Source organism: Chryseobacterium lathyri (genome assembly GCF_003290185.1).
GTDB classification, from domain to species: domain Bacteria; phylum Bacteroidota; class Bacteroidia; order Flavobacteriales; family Weeksellaceae; genus Chryseobacterium; species Chryseobacterium lathyri.
Window position 1 is genome coordinate 183,967 of record NZ_QNFY01000009.1, and the last position, 13,954, is coordinate 197,920.

At 35.0% G+C, this 13,954-nt stretch carries 17 protein-coding genes and 3 tRNA genes; 10 read left to right on the forward strand and 10 right to left on the reverse strand.

The window, feature by feature from the left end; translation table 11 throughout:
- Positions 1-20: 20 nt before the first annotated feature.
- Positions 21-584, forward strand: coding sequence for a tetratricopeptide repeat protein (locus tag DRF61_RS14505; protein ID WP_111958270.1), 564 nt, complete (start codon positions 21-23; stop codon positions 582-584).
- 74 nt (positions 585-658) lie between these two features.
- Here DRF61_RS14505 and DRF61_RS14510 read toward each other — a convergent pair whose 3' ends face one another.
- A complete protein-coding gene (locus DRF61_RS14510; protein ID WP_111958272.1) occupies positions 659-1,147 on the reverse strand; it encodes a YdeI/OmpD-associated family protein in 489 nt (162 codons plus the stop codon).
- A gap of 241 nt (positions 1,148-1,388) precedes the next feature.
- On the opposite strand from DRF61_RS14510, the gene fsa reads away from it, so the two are divergent.
- Entirely contained in the window at positions 1,389-2,042 is a 654-nt protein-coding gene (gene fsa / locus DRF61_RS14515) for a fructose-6-phosphate aldolase (RefSeq protein WP_111958274.1), read from the forward strand.
- Between the two features lie 57 nt (positions 2,043-2,099).
- Here the strand turns inward: fsa and DRF61_RS14520 are convergent, their stop codons facing one another.
- The 5 genes from DRF61_RS14520 to DRF61_RS14540 form a co-directional block, all read right to left on the reverse strand.
- The gene (locus DRF61_RS14520; RefSeq protein ID WP_111958276.1) at positions 2,100-2,969 is read right to left on the reverse strand and encodes a GLPGLI family protein; all 870 of its coding nucleotides are present in this window, start codon (positions 2,967-2,969) and stop codon (positions 2,100-2,102) included.
- Between the two features lie 8 nt (positions 2,970-2,977).
- Positions 2,978-3,553 (reverse strand): sugar O-acetyltransferase, encoded by a 576-nt coding sequence (locus DRF61_RS14525; RefSeq protein WP_111958278.1) that lies wholly within the window; start codon positions 3,551-3,553, stop codon positions 2,978-2,980.
- 102 nt (positions 3,554-3,655) lie between these two features.
- Positions 3,656-4,564, reverse strand: coding sequence for a GLPGLI family protein (locus tag DRF61_RS14530; protein WP_228452658.1), 909 nt, complete (start codon positions 4,562-4,564; stop codon positions 3,656-3,658).
- A 60-nt stretch (positions 4,565-4,624) separates the two neighbouring features.
- The gene (locus tag DRF61_RS14535; protein WP_111958280.1) at positions 4,625-6,577 is read right to left on the reverse strand and encodes a M56 family metallopeptidase; all 1,953 of its coding nucleotides are present in this window, start codon (positions 6,575-6,577) and stop codon (positions 4,625-4,627) included.
- 6 nt (positions 6,578-6,583) lie between these two features.
- Entirely contained in the window at positions 6,584-6,949 is a 366-nt protein-coding gene (locus DRF61_RS14540; RefSeq protein WP_111958406.1) for a BlaI/MecI/CopY family transcriptional regulator, read from the reverse strand.
- Between the two features lie 335 nt (positions 6,950-7,284).
- Here DRF61_RS14540 and DRF61_RS14545 point away from each other — a divergent pair, with 335 nt between their 5' ends.
- Positions 7,285-7,866: a hypothetical protein gene (locus DRF61_RS14545; RefSeq protein ID WP_111958282.1), complete on the forward strand. Its 582-nt coding sequence runs from the start codon at positions 7,285-7,287 to the stop codon at positions 7,864-7,866.
- 58 nt (positions 7,867-7,924) lie between these two features.
- On the opposite strand, the gene DRF61_RS14550 is transcribed toward DRF61_RS14545, so the two are convergent.
- A complete protein-coding gene (locus DRF61_RS14550) occupies positions 7,925-8,494 on the reverse strand; it encodes a hypothetical protein (protein ID WP_111958284.1) in 570 nt (189 codons plus the stop codon).
- Positions 8,495-9,021: 527 nt separating this feature from the next.
- On the opposite strand from DRF61_RS14550, the gene DRF61_RS14555 reads away from it, so the two are divergent.
- From DRF61_RS14555 to DRF61_RS14575, 5 genes are all read left to right on the forward strand, one after another.
- A complete protein-coding gene (locus tag DRF61_RS14555) occupies positions 9,022-9,735 on the forward strand; it encodes a 2OG-Fe(II) oxygenase (RefSeq protein WP_111958286.1) in 714 nt (237 codons plus the stop codon).
- 3 nt (positions 9,736-9,738) lie between these two features.
- Complete coding sequence (locus DRF61_RS14560; protein ID WP_111958288.1) at positions 9,739-9,996, forward strand: Ada metal-binding domain-containing protein; 258 nt, start codon at positions 9,739-9,741, stop codon at positions 9,994-9,996.
- 79 nt (positions 9,997-10,075) lie between these two features.
- The gene (locus DRF61_RS14565; protein ID WP_111958290.1) at positions 10,076-10,855 is read left to right on the forward strand and encodes a GLPGLI family protein; all 780 of its coding nucleotides are present in this window, start codon (positions 10,076-10,078) and stop codon (positions 10,853-10,855) included.
- A gap of 227 nt (positions 10,856-11,082) precedes the next feature.
- Positions 11,083-11,379: a hypothetical protein gene (locus tag DRF61_RS14570; protein WP_228452656.1), complete on the forward strand. Its 297-nt coding sequence runs from the start codon at positions 11,083-11,085 to the stop codon at positions 11,377-11,379.
- Between the two features lie 4 nt (positions 11,380-11,383).
- On the forward strand, positions 11,384-12,115 hold the full coding sequence (locus DRF61_RS14575; protein WP_111958292.1) for a GLPGLI family protein: 732 nt from the start codon (positions 11,384-11,386) through the stop codon (positions 12,113-12,115).
- A 97-nt stretch (positions 12,116-12,212) separates the two neighbouring features.
- Here the strand turns inward: DRF61_RS14575 and DRF61_RS14580 are convergent.
- The 3 genes from DRF61_RS14580 to DRF61_RS14590 all read right to left on the reverse strand — a co-directional run bounded on the left by DRF61_RS14580 (position 12,213) and on the right by DRF61_RS14590 (position 12,508).
- Positions 12,213-12,285: transfer RNA gene (locus tag DRF61_RS14580), tRNA-Met, on the reverse strand.
- Positions 12,286-12,324: 39 nt separating this feature from the next.
- Positions 12,325-12,397, reverse strand: a tRNA-Met gene (locus DRF61_RS14585).
- Positions 12,398-12,435: 38 nt separating this feature from the next.
- A tRNA-Met gene (locus tag DRF61_RS14590) sits at positions 12,436-12,508 on the reverse strand.
- Between the two features lie 102 nt (positions 12,509-12,610).
- Here DRF61_RS14590 and DRF61_RS14595 point away from each other — a divergent pair.
- Positions 12,611-13,222 carry an L-threonylcarbamoyladenylate synthase gene (locus DRF61_RS14595; protein WP_111958294.1) on the forward strand — a complete coding sequence of 204 codons (612 nt, stop codon included), beginning with the start codon at positions 12,611-12,613 and terminating at the stop codon, positions 13,220-13,222.
- A 29-nt stretch (positions 13,223-13,251) separates the two neighbouring features.
- The gene (locus DRF61_RS14600) at positions 13,252-13,953 is read left to right on the forward strand and encodes a CPBP family intramembrane glutamic endopeptidase (protein WP_111958296.1); all 702 of its coding nucleotides are present in this window, start codon (positions 13,252-13,254) and stop codon (positions 13,951-13,953) included.
- Position 13,954 lies beyond the last annotated feature (1 nt).

Genomic DNA, 13,954 nt, shown 5'->3' on the forward strand with positions numbered 1-13,954 from the left:
AATTTTAAAAATGTAAGATTATGAAAATGGCTAAAATTAATATTAAAAATTTGTTTTTAGGTTTAATAATTGCAGGAAGTGCAAGTCTTGTCAATGCGCAAACTACTAAAGTGGATAGTGCAAATAACACATCGAATACAGCTGCTACAGCTCAGACAGGAAGCAATTCCACTATCGATGGTCTTAAGAAACAAATTGAAACCAATCCAAAGGATACAGAAGCTCTCTCAAAATTAGCTACAGCTTATCAGGAGGCTTCAGACTGGACCAATGCAGTTGAAACATGGAAAAAAATATCTGTTTTGTTACCGGACTGGGCCCCGTCTTATTACAGCCAGGCCTATGCCTATCAGTCTGCTAAAGATGATGCCAATGCCAAAATTGCTTATGAAAAGTATATTGCCTCTGTAAAACCTGCTGAAGTAGAGCAAAATAAGAAAAACCTGGCTTATGCTTATTTTTATCTTGCTTTTACAGAACAGAAAAGTGACCCTAACAAAGCAAAAGAACATATTGCCAAGTCTATAGAATATGATCCTACCAATCAGGATGCTGTAAAGCTTAGCAAAGTTTTAAATTCATAATAAAAAAATAAAATCCGGAAAATTTTCCGGATTTTATTTTTCCTATTGGTCTTATGATCTCAAACAGTTTATTTTCAATCAATTTTTTTACCGAAGAAATCCGTTTCCCCATGGAGATGCCTGATGATCTTTTCAATATTCCTTTCGATACTAGCATCAGTTTTCAGATTATTGATATACCGGATCAGTTCGTTTCTTCTTGATGGGATCAGGCTTTCAAAATTACGGGTTGCTACAGCACTTCCTTTAATGGCTGCATCCAGTTTAGGATGAATAGAAACGGTTCGGTCTGAATCATCAAATTCAATAGAAACTTCAATCATTTCACCTATTCTTTTGGGAGAATTTTTAAGCATTAAAAGATTCACATATAGTCTCCATTCCCCCAGATATCTCATCAGGTTCTGTCTAAATTCTTTTCCGTTTATCGTTCCTTTCACAGGAATAGGGCTTTTATCCTTTCCTGCTGCCCTGAAAATTTCAGTTAAGACCTCTTCAGGAACAAAAACAAAAGGATTGATACCGATAATTTCGAGTACGGCTGTAAAACTGCTGTTTTTCATGTTTAACAAAGATAATATTTTATATGAAATGAGTTGCGGGATATGTGATACGAGGTCCTGAGATTCAGGTTGTTTATAAATTATAAGTTACAAACATTCTTCAGCTCTTCTATTCTAACTTCTAACTTCTAACTTCTAACTTCTAACTTCTAACTTCTAACTTCTAACTTCTACCAAAATTAAAATTTTCCACTCACAAAGGGAATCATTATCTTTGCATGAATAAATCTAAACGAACGAAATGAAATTTTTTATTGACACAGCCAATTTAGAGCAGATCAAAGAAGCAAGAGACCTTGGAATTTTAGATGGGGTAACGACCAATCCTTCATTAATGGCCAAAGAAGGAATCCAGGGGAATGAAGCGATCAAAAATCATTACAAAACGATCTGTGAACTTGTAGACGGAGATATTTCTGCTGAAGTATTATCTACTACGTATGAAGAAATGATCAAGGAAGGTGATGAGTTGGCCGCTATCCACCCGAATATTGTGGTAAAGATCCCAATGATCAAGGACGGAATCAAAGCTTTAAAATATTTTTCCGATAAAGGAATCAAGACAAACTGTACGCTTATTTTCTCTGCAGGGCAGGCTCTTTTAGCCGCTAAAGCAGGGGCTACTTATGTTTCTCCTTTCCTGGGAAGATTAGATGATATCTCAACGGACGGATTAAACCTTATCCAGGAAATCAGATTAATTTTTGATAATTATATGTATGACACTGAAATTCTGGCAGCATCTATCCGTCACTCTATGCACATCATCGACTGTGCTAAAATCGGAGCAGATGTGATCACGTCTCCACTTCCTCCAATCTTGAGCTTGTTGAAGCATCCTTTAACAGACAGCGGATTGGCTCAGTTTGTAGCAGATTCTCAAAAATTAGCTTAATAATTGGCAACAATTTTCAGATATAAAATCCCGAAACTTTCGTTCCGGGATTTTCTTTTATTTCAACAGATCAAGTTCCAGAATATTATTTTCCTTTTTAATTTGATTAATCAATTGCGTTTCTCTATCATTTCTCTTCGCATTAGAAGTTTTTACCAATTTTCCCGAATCATCAATTTCCAAAACATCACGGCTTTGTGCCTGCATCAGCTTTTCACTTTTCATTGGATCTTTACAGTAGTCTTTAAAAGCTTGTTTATATTTTGTTTCATTCAATTTAATAAGGGGGTCAAGACCATGCTTATTCTCTCTGGAACTCTTCCATTCATCTCCTTCCGGAAGCTTTTTAATTCCTTTTAGTTCGAATGAATGCGTCTGACTGGAATCCTCTAACTTTACAATTAATCCGGGAAGCCCATAGAATTTATAGGGTCCGTCCTGAATGAGTACCTCTGTGGTAAACCATGCAATCCATTTTCTGCCAACAAATTCGCAAACAGCTTTTTGAACAGCCAGTTCTCCGATCTTTGCTTTGTCAGGAAGAATTTTCCATTCTTGCTTTCTTCCCTCCTCTACCATATACATATCAATCCCCAGAGAATTGAAAAAATTTACCGAATAATCAGGATATGACTTTTCAACACTATAACGAATTTTACCTTTGAACTTAATTTTTGAAAAATCCATTTCTATTCCACGCTTAACATGTATATCCATAGCAGCTGCCCAGATAGAATCTGATTCAGATACATCTTTACTGTAAAACTTAGATCCTTTCGGAATAACATCCAGAAACATTATTTCAGTCTCCTGGACATCTTTTGCTGTAGAATCAATGCTAAACTTATACTCATAAATGAATCTTTGATTCTGAGCACCGACTGAAAAGGTTAATAGGAGAATGAATAAGGTGATTACTTTTTTCATGATAATGATTAATATGATTTTAAATTTTCTTCAACATTTTTAATAACCTTACATGGATTTCCCACAGCAACCGCATAATCAGGAATATTTTTGGTCACAACACTTCCCGCACCTATTACTGCATTATTTCCGATAGAAACTCCGGGCAGAACCACGACGTTTCCTCCCAGCCACACATTATCTCCTACGGTAATCGGATGGGCATATTCCAGGCCTTCATTTCGCTGTTTTGCATCCAGCGGGTGTCCTGCGGTGTAGAAGCTGCAATTCGGGCCGATAAAAACATTGTTCCCGAACTTCACCTTTGCACAGTCCAGAATAGTCAGGTTATGGTTGGCGTAAAAATTCTCTCCCACTTCAATATTATAGCCGTAATCGCACCAGAAATTGGGTTCAATACAAATATGCTCTTTTGTACTTCCTAGAATTCTTTTGATCTGTTCGTTTCTGTTCCGGGTGTCGGAATTTTTCAGCTGGTTATACTCCAGGCACAGGTCTTTGCATGTCATACGTTCACTGATCAGCTGTTCGTCATAATTGGCATTATATAGAAGTCCGGCCTCGCATTTTTCCTTTTCTGTCATAGTATTTAGATTCAAGGTTTAGGGTTTAAAGATACGGACAATAACAAAAAAACAGAATAGTCATTAATAACTATCCTGTTCTCTATTAAAAAATTATGTAGATTACTTCACCAGATCAGGTTCGATCGGGTTGTTATTTTTCTGAAGTGTTTCTTTAGTTCTTTTTTCCATTTCCTTGAAGACCTGGTTGGGGTCTGACAACTCTTTTCCGTCCGGGGTTTTCATTTTAAATGCCACTTTTGCATTTGAGTCACCCACACTTCTCATCAACATTTCTCTCATATTCTTGGTGGGATCATTTACATAGGCTTTCCATACTTTTTTGTACTGTTCTTTTGTGATTTCCAGTTCTTTTCCACCCATTCCCAATATTCTGACATTACCAGGCAGTTGGGCTTCCTTTTCCTCTGCAGGATTCTGTATTGTTTTATTTCCTGCCAGTGTCATGATGTGTGAACCTGTTGCATCTTCCATCTTTACGATAAGACCCGGAAGACCGTAGAATTTATAAGGCCCGTCCTGAAAAGGAATATCTGATGAAAACCATGCGGTCCATTCTCTTCCGCCATAGCTTGTAACAGCTTTCTGAGTATTATATTCCCCAATTTTTTGTTTATCCGGAAGAATTTTCCATTCTGGCTTTTTATCTTCCAATATCTTATATTTGTCCGTACTGACCGTTGTGAAAAGATAAGTTTTGAAATCGGGGTAGCTTTTTGTTACTTTATAAGATACCTGGCCGGGCTTTTCTCTTCTGTTGATGCTAATATTACCGCTGCCTGAGCTTATCTGTTTCTGGACCTCTGCCGCAGAAGTAGAATCTGAAACAAATTTGTCGTGGCTGTAATAGGACGATCCGGTTTTACTGATATCCAGAAGCATCATTTCCTTTTTCACATCTTCTTTATTATTGGAATCGGGAATAAATTTGTATTCATAAAAAAACCTGTTGGTCTGGGCCTGGGATAGTATGCCCAGAAGTAAAAAAAATAAAATTTTAGTTTTCATCATACATTTGAATTTAATAATAAAAAAGCTCTGCCAATATAGCATTGACAAAGCTAATGGTACTTATTTCTTTGTCTGAATTCTTATTTCGCCACGTCTAATATTCGCTCCATTTTCTTTATTAATGGTAACACTTGCGATATTTTCAGGTTTTATTGCATCCATTTCACTTTTGGTGATCTCTCTCCCATCCAGGAAAATCTTAGTATCATCCAAGCCATTCACCCTGAACTTTTTCACGCCATTCATGGCAATCATTCCGTTGGCATCTTTCTTAATGTAATCTGCTTCCAGCTCCATAGTTCTGTTTACTGAACCTGGCTTATCAGTATTCGTGCTTTTATAAAAATAGACATTTCCTTTGGCTCCTTCCGAAATTCTTTTTAATGCCTCCAATCGGACTTTTTCACCTGCTTTTCTTGCTTTTTCTCCTTCAAGCCTTGCCCTTTCACCGGCTATTCTGATCTGCTCTCCAGCTATTCTGACTGCTTCACCCTGTATTCTTCCCATCTCTCCGGCTTTCATCCCTTCAATTCTGGCTTTCTCTCCCATTTCTCTGGCCTTTTCACTTAACTTCATGGCTTCGATTCTCGCTTTTTCTGCTCTTTTGCTGGCCGCTTTTCTTTCTCTGATGGCTTTCCTTGATACTTTTGTATCCCCTGAGTCCCAATTCTGAAACTTCATGACTCTTACTCTCGGAGCATTCGGAGCTGAAGGGGGTACCGGAACATCCGGAAAGTCGATATCCAGATCAGAAAGATCAGGCATTTCCACACCAAGATCTTCAAGAGCTTTAGTCCTGTTTTTCCATTCATCAGATTTGAAGAAATCATTTATTCTTTTTGATTCTGTACCAGGAATGGTAAAAGCCATTTTAAAATCATCAGAATTGGTAATTCTTCCTATTTCTCCTGAAAGTTCACCAATCTCATCCACCTTCTGCTGAAATTCTTTACTTTCCGGCTTCAGATTTTTTAAAGCTTTACTTTTTTCTTCGATTTTCTTTCCGAGTTCTGCTATTTCTTTCTTACTTGAAGATTCTTTGAAGAATTTCGGACTTATGATTTCTCTTTTTTCAGTTTGCTGTGGGGTAATGGTATCTCTTTTAATCTGAGAAACTGCTTCCTTAATCACTATATTCGTTTCTTTAATCTCTTTGTTCTTGGCATTTACCATATAGGCAAAAGCTACTGAAAATAAAACCGGTAATGCAAAAATTCTCCGCGCATATCCGAATTTGGTTTTTGGTTTTTGTAACATTTTGAGTCGTTTTTTTAGATTTGAACTTAGAAACGGACTGGCAGCAGGCAACTGTGTTCCGGAAAAGTGGCTTGCTAAAAGCATCTGCGCAAATGCTTTGGTATCCGATTGTTTTACGGCCTTTTTATCGGCCAGGTATTCGTGGATCAGGCTGATCTCTTTTTTAATGATATGAAAAAACGGATTGAACCAGAAAACAGAGGTAATAATCTCAATAAAGATTTTATCGAAGGAATGTTTCTGCTCAATATGAACCATTTCATGTTTTAAAATCTGTTCTCCTACATCGGAATCCAATGTGATGGTATTTTTCCAGAAAAGATTTTTAAAATATGAAAACGGAGCTTCTGTCAGGTTTGTACGGTAAAAATTGATCCCGTCAAAACTTTCTTTTTGAAACTGATTTTTAAGCTTCTGGATCTTGAGGACCCCGAAAATTAACTTCCCTAAAAAATAGAGAGAAACCAGTCCCAAAGCTGAAAAAATAATTCTAAAATAAATGTGGCCATTGTCTATGTTTTTATCAGTATTAAAATTCTGTATTTTGTCAAGAAGCATATACATATCATTATTCACTTCTATTGTAAAGTCATCTACCCTGATCAGGGGCAGCAACAGGGATACGACCATTGCAAACAGGAGATAAAATCTGTTATAATGATGAAATGTCTTGTCTTTTAAAGACAACTGGTAATATAAAAACATTACACCGGAGCATACAATTACTTTTCCCAAGTATAAAAACACAGTTTCCATGATCAGTTAGTTTTTCTTTTTGAGTTCGTTCAGAAGCATTTCCAGGTCTTCCACGCTCATCTCATTCTTTTCTACAAGGAAGGAAACGGCGCTTTTATAAGAGCCTTTGAAATAATTTTTCACAAGACTTTTCATAGTTTTCCCGGAATACTGTTCTTTGGTAATTAACGGGAAATATTCATGCTGCCTGCCATATACATGATAATCTACAAATTCTTTGTCCTTCAGTACTTTTAAAATGGTAGAAACAGTATTGGTATGGGGCTTCGGTTCCGGAAAAAGATCCAGAATATCTTTCAGGAATCCTTTCTCGAGTTTCCATAAATACTGCATCACCTGTTCTTCTGCTTTTGTCAAATTCTGAATTTTCATATCCTTTTCATTTATCAATTAAGTGATAGATCTTTTTTATAAATTCTATATCACTAAGAAATTAGTTATACAAATGTAGAAATAAAATTGAATCTAACAACTAATTTTCTAGTGATAAAAAACAAAACAATGTAATCAATTGATAATCAGAACAGTAATTTATATTAAAATATGTTAAATTTTTAATATACCTTATTTATTGCCTGTTTAATATGCATAAAAACTTAATATTAAGCCCCAAATTCTTAAAACTTGTTAATTTTTATTAAATAAAATTAAAATGTATTTGTTTAAAGTGAGAAAATATATTTATTTTAGTGCTTTAAAAATTTCTCATGAAAAGATATAACTTATTGATTGTACTATTACTGCTTATTTTTAATGTTACTACAGCTCAAAAGAAAAATTCTCCGGCTGCAGATCTCAGTATCTTAAAGGAAACCAAAACGAAGATCGAAAACACCGTTCCATTGGTAATCAAGCACCTGCAGGCTATTGCTGATAAGGAAGGGAATAACAATATCGTTACCAACGGAAAGACTGCTTTAGGAAAAGAATATGGTATTTTGGAATCCGAATGGTTCCTGTACAGAAATAATATGAAGAACTGTATTCTTAACAATTCATCCAAAAAAGCTAAAAAATGTATGGAATACCATACACAATATTTAAGAAATACATTCATCAACTACAACAATTATATCTCAAACCTTACAAGAAAGAACGGATATCTTGGTGTGGAAGGGGATACAAAATTCGATTTCAAGCCGGCAGAAATCAGTACAAAACTAAGCGAAGCCTATTTCGGTGCCAGTGATGCCGCAGGAAGAATGAAAGGTGGCCAGAAAAAAGAGTTTTTGGAACAGACCATGTCTGATGATAACAAGCTTACTCCTTACAGTCAATTGGCTCAGTAAATATTAACTAATAATAATAATAATAATAAATCCTGCTTTTTTAAGCAGGATTTTTATTTTAATGCAATTCATTATTTTCGATCTTTCGTTGATAATCTTCACAAATTTTAAGTATTGTATTGGGATGTTCTTCAAATTTCCCCAGCCCGATAGAGTAATAATTTCTTCTGGACCTTTCAAAATCAAATGGCCCTCTTTCCTTATTCTTCATCTTAACCATAAGGCTGTACTTCGTTAAAGTAGTATAACCGCCACCTTCAGTCGGTTCCCTACGTTCGTAGGCATCAATCTGAAATCCTGTTATTTCTGTCCAGAGAATTTCATTATCAGGAGGTATGGAAAAACTTCCTTCAAAATGCATAATGTCAACAAAATTTCGCCCGTAGCAAAGCCTTATCCCATCTTTGGATATCATTATTTTCTGCTTTACATCCCAAATATAGCCGGAAATAACCACTACAGGCAGAAACAGGGTTACTATGATTAAAAAAATGATAAATATTCTCCCTTCTTCTGCTAAAATCAGCCATTTGATAAGAAAAAATAAGGGGACTGCGCAGAATATGATGAGTATTATGGAATCAGTTACTATTGATTTTTTCTTTTCTGTAATAATAATGGTTTCCATAGGCCCGGAATTTATAATGAAATAATATAAAAATAAACTTTAGGTTTCACTGTACCAAGTTAATCTAAAAACAGTATACCTATTTAAAAATGATAAAAGAGAACTACAGATGCAGTTCTCTTTTTAGTTAGAATATATATACATTAATCATTATTATATCCTAATGAAAAATTAAGGCCCGTTATTAAAAAAGATCTCCGCCGGAAGGCTGTTATGTATTAATCATAAAAACATTCAAAAAAAGTAGAAAATGAAGGCGGAGATCATTAAAAACATAAATAGACTCTTTAACCAGTTTTCTGGCTATTGAGCGATACAAAAGTAAGCTTCAGATCTGTTCCGGTAAAAAATATATTGTAGAATTAAATAAAACATTTTGTAGAAGTAATACTACTTTCGAGACAATAAAAGGAAAAGTCAAATTTTATTTAAACAATTCATTTGATTTATCCTGCCCATAAAAACAACATGTTTCGGATTTTATAAAAGCAATCAGCTTCAGAAATTTGCATTATAAATGTAAAATAATGAATAACATCATCCAGAAAATTGAAAATACAGACTGGCAAATGATCACTGAAAATATGTATCAAAATGGATATGCCATAATATCCGGTTTGCTATCAGACAATGAATGCGAAGCATTAAAATCAGACTATGATAACCCGACTTTATATCGTAAAACAGTTGTAATGGCCCGTCACCGGTTTGGGCTGGGCGAATATAAATACTTCAATTATCCGCTGCCTGATCTTATTCAAGCCATAAGAACAAATATATATCCGCATCTTGTTCCTGTTGCTAATGCATGGTTTAAGGCATTGAAGATAGATATTGATTTTCCATTGGATCACACAACCTTACTGCAACAATGTTATGATAACGGCCAGCGGAAAGCGACTCCATTAATCTTAAAATACGGGAAAGGAGGTTTTAACACTCTACATCAGGACCTTTATGGAGATATATACTTTCCAATTCAGCTCGTTTTGATGTTGAGTGAACCTGAAAAAGATTTCACAGGCGGAGAGTTTGTACTTACCCAGCAGATTCCCAGAGCACAGTCCAAAGCCATAGTTATTAATCCAAAGAAAGGCGACATGTTGATTTTCACCACCCATTTTAAACCTGAAAAAGGAACTAAAGGATATTACAGAGTAAATATGAAGCATGGTGTAAGTGAGATAAAAGAAGGTAACCGCTGTACATTGGGAATTATTTTTCATGATGCCGTCAGTTAACAAATGAAACAGCATATTGAACTCTCACCCAATGCCTTAAGGAGCCAGATCAGAAGCGGGAAAATTAAATTCGGAGGGAACCGCAAACTAAAAATTTACGGGCTACTCCACTGCTCCTCTGGTAAAAAGATGAAACAGGAAAACAGGGTCTTTTTTAAATCTGAAAAAGAAGCATTAGAAAATAATTACCGGCCATGTGGACACTGCATGAAGGAAAAATACAAACAATGGAAAATAAAGGAAAATTGCCTGCATCCATAAAAAATATATAGAAATTCGGGAATCCTGTAATGATACGTCACATTTTTTTAATACCATTGTATTATTAGAATGTACAGTCATGAAAATTAAAACATTTGGATTTCTCGTTTTAGGTTTTATTTCAATGTATGGTCAAACAGCTGTGATTGAAGTGAATTATGAGACTAAAATCATTCAGGACAGCATCAATAAAAGCCAGATTAATATTTATTCCTCCACTTTATTGTGCAATAGTCTGGAATCGTCCTATTACAGCCGGGAAGCTAAAGCTTTTTACAATAGAAATTCTAATGAAACCAAAACTACAGGTACAATCAATACAAATTACGGAGCCATTCCCAAATATCCCAAGTCGGTAAGCAGTGTTTACAAGAACAGAGAAAATTTAATAGTATCCATGCCTGTTGGCAGATATATTTTCACTTACGAGGAACCTCTGCTGAAATGGGAAATACTGAATGATAAAAAAGAAATAAAAGGTTTTAAAAGCCAGCTCGCAAAAACCACAACTGATACCGGCGATACTTTTTTTGCCTGGTTTACGGACGAAATAGCAATTCCTGACGGACCTTTCAGATTCAAAGGCTTATCCGGTCTGGTACTGGAAGTATACAATAAAAACAGAACCATTGAAATTTACGCCACGGATATTAAGAAATCCGAAGAAATAATAGAACCCTTACATTATATAACCAATGTCAAGACAAAATCTAAAAATCAATTCTTGGAAGCACGAAAAACCTATCAGGAAAACCCATCCATCTACAATGGAAATATGAGAATATTTGACGAAAACGGAAATGAAACCACTAAAAAGATGACCGATCGTATAAAAAACCAAACTACTTTCCTGGATTAAAATCTGAATACTTTATTTTCTTGTTGTTATTCTAGCACAAAACTTATTTTAGTAACTTAACTTTTTGTTAAAAAAAACTATTTAGTTAAGCCATAAAAGAATTCTATTTTACATAATATAAAAGTTAAAAAAAATATAGATTCTCATAACTGTGAATAAAAATTAAATTGTATACTTGTCTTCAGATTGCAATCCCAAAAAAATAACAATTTAAAAATTAGACAATTATGAGAAAAATTATTTTATTAGCAGCTTTCGGAGTTGCTGGCCTTATGGGAGCTAAAGAAACAGTTGAAAACAAAATCGAGACTAAAGGAAGTGCTGAAGTTGTATTTCAATTATGTGGAGTAATGGTAACTTATTTTAATGCTGCAGGGGAGCCTACAGATCAAAAATGGTTTACCAGTGATCAACCTACTCTATCGGCTTGCCAATCATATCAAGACGGAGTTATTTCCAATTTGCAAAGTCAAGGATATAGAGTTGAAAAAGCTGCTACTGGGGCAAGTACTGATCTAAATTAAAATTATGAAAAAGTTTCTTTTTCTTTTTTCTCTTACTATTTTTGGATATTTAGTTGCACAAAAGCAGTTACATATACAATATTTAAATGTTAGGTCCACGGTAGCAAATGTGTATGAAGACCTTTACACAGATGGCAAAAATGTTTTATCTAAACAGGACGGTAATATAATGTGGACAAATCCCGCCTTTGATAAAAAGAAAAAAGGGATGGATCAGTATTACATTTCAAACCTATCTACAGAAGAAAGAAATTTTTTCTTTACAACACAATTAGATAATGTAGGCGATTATTTTGTATATGATAAAGTTCCACAAATTAAATGGTTAATTGATAAAGAGACCACAAAGAAAATTCTAGGCTACAAATGTTTTAAGGCAACCTCAATTTTTAGAGGCTCACCCATAACAGCATATTTTACTGAAGAAATTCCTTATTCTGTTGGTCCTTTCAAATTCTTTGGACTGCCTGGAGCAATTCTTGATGTGAGAGTAGATGATAAAAATTATGATTTATGGAAAGCTGTCAAAGTTGATCTTTATGATGCAACCAATATTGATTTTAATCCAAAATTTCCTGAGTTTAGAAAAATAAATATGGAAGACTTTGTTAAGTTGAAAGATAAGGTTTATTCATCAAATCAGTCAACAGTTCCTGGTAGTATAAGTAAAACAGTAAGCGTAAGATTAGGAGTAGAAAAAACTTTTGAATGGGAAACTCAGCCTCCTATTAGATAAAAGAAGCATCTATTACAGCTTAGTTGATTCTTGTATATACTATATAACACAAAAAACCTGTATAACTTGCGGTTATACAGGTTTCTATTTAATTTAGTAGCGGGAACCGGACTCGAACCGATGACCTTCGGGTTATGAGCCCGACGAGCTACCTACTGCTCCATCCCGCGGTGTATCTTTAGAGTGCTTACCGAAAGCACTTAACTTAGTAGCGGGAACCGGACTCGAACCGATGACCTTCGGGTTATGAGCCCGACGAGCTACCTACTGCTCCATCCCGCGGTATATTTTTAGAGTACTTACCGAAAGTACTTTCTTAGTAGCGGGAACCGGACTCGAACCGATGACCTTCGGGTTATGAGCCCGACGAGCTACCTACTGCTCCATCCCGCGATATTGTGAGTGCAAAGATACGGCTATTTTTTGAAAATCCTAATTTTTCTTTTAAATAAAGGACTTTTATGAAAACTATTTTATTATTTGTATCTTTGTTTTATGGCAAAAATACTGAAAATTTACCCTGATAACCCTCAGGAAAATCTTGTGAATGAGGTGATTAAAACATTACAAAACGGCGGGCTTATTATCTATCCTTCTGACACGATCTATGCTTTGGGATGTAATATTTTTGATATAAAAGCCATGGAAAAGCTGGCCCAGCTTAAAAAAGTCAAGCTGGAAAAGTCTCAGTTCTCAATTATATGTAATGACCTGAGCCACCTTTCAGATTTTACAAGACCTATTGATACTTCAGTCTTCAGATTTCTGAAAAGCCATCTTCCAGGACCATTTACCTTTATCCTGGATGCCAACAAGAGCCTTCCTTTGGCCTATAAAAATCATAAAACCATTGGTATCCGTGTTCCCGATCATCCGATTCCACAGCTTATTGTGGAAAAATTGGGCCATCCAATTGCTTCAACGTCTATAAAAGATGACGACGAGATTATTGAATATTCCACAGATCCTGAGCTAATTGCAGAAAAGTATGACCATCTGGTGGATATTGTAATCGATTCCGGATATGGTGATAATATAGCCTCTACCATTGTGGATCTTACTTCGGGAGAACCGGAAATCATCCGCCAGGGAAAAGGAATCATTTAATCAGAAGCAGTCAACCGATCATTTGGATTATGAGTTTGTATGGTAAATACGCACTGGGAATTCTTTTTACCTTTGTGCTTCTTGCTGCAGTAATGCTTTATGCATTGCCGCTTATTTACTTAATTACAGGTATAAAAGGAATTACATCCGTTAATTTTTTTTATACAAGGATTGTTCTTTGGATGGTTCTTTTTTTTGTTTTTCTTTATAATTTTTTTGTAGAAAAAAATCCTTTCCTGCTACAGAAAGAAAAGAATTATACTGTGTCATTCTATACAAAGTCAGTAATCCGTTTATATTTTACCTGTCTTATAGGAACTTCCGTTATTGGTATAATTATCCAGCTTTTGACTCAGGAAGGCATGAGCAGCAAAATGGTTCAGATCTCTTCTGCTTTTAAAAATAATTATCTGCTGATGATCTTTATATGCCTTACTGCCGGAGTGGTAGAAGAACTTCTTATGAGAGGATATATTCAGCCAAGAATTGAAAGAATATACAATAATCAATATTGTGGTATTTTCATTTCCGCCCTATTATTTGGAATTTTGCACAGCACTTATGGAACAATCGGACAGGTAGTTGTACCTTTCTTTATCGGAACCGTTTTTGCTATGTTTTATAAACAATATTCGAACATTAAAATTCTAATCATCTGTCATTTTATGTACGACTTTGTGTCTGTGATGATCATGAATTTAATTGATACTAAACATTTATCTGTACTCTAAA